This is a genomic window from Vibrio sp. 10N.222.48.A3, from assembly GCF_041475345.1.
GTDB lineage: Bacteria > Pseudomonadota > Gammaproteobacteria > Enterobacterales > Vibrionaceae > Vibrio > Vibrio tasmaniensis_A.
In genome coordinates this window covers 1-233 of sequence record NZ_JBFRVX010001832.1, presented here as the reverse complement: position 1 = coordinate 233, position 233 = coordinate 1, and the positions used below count along the sequence as shown (strand labels likewise).

The 233-nt window shown below is 40.8% G+C and carries 1 protein-coding gene; it reads right to left on the bottom strand.

The features are described 5' to 3' along the window. Nucleotides 1-233 (bottom strand): VWA domain-containing protein (locus AB4653_RS29110; protein ID WP_372106119.1); only part of this gene is annotated, 233 nt, incomplete at both ends.

Sequence of the window (233 nt, the reverse complement as noted above, 5' to 3'; positions counted from 1 at the left end):
GCCCTTGGTCCACTAGTTTTTGTAAATAGTTCTTGTCGCCATCCTGACCATCAGATAAAACAATAAACACTTGCTCAGGGTTTAGATTCGTTGCTTTATTAGCTTCTTGGGCGGCAGCAATGATCCCATTCCATGACGACGTTCCTCCACCAGCTTGCAGCTTGGTATTCATTAGTTGAGACCGAAATTCATCATAGTCTTCAGTCAATGGAATATCATAAAACTTATAATAC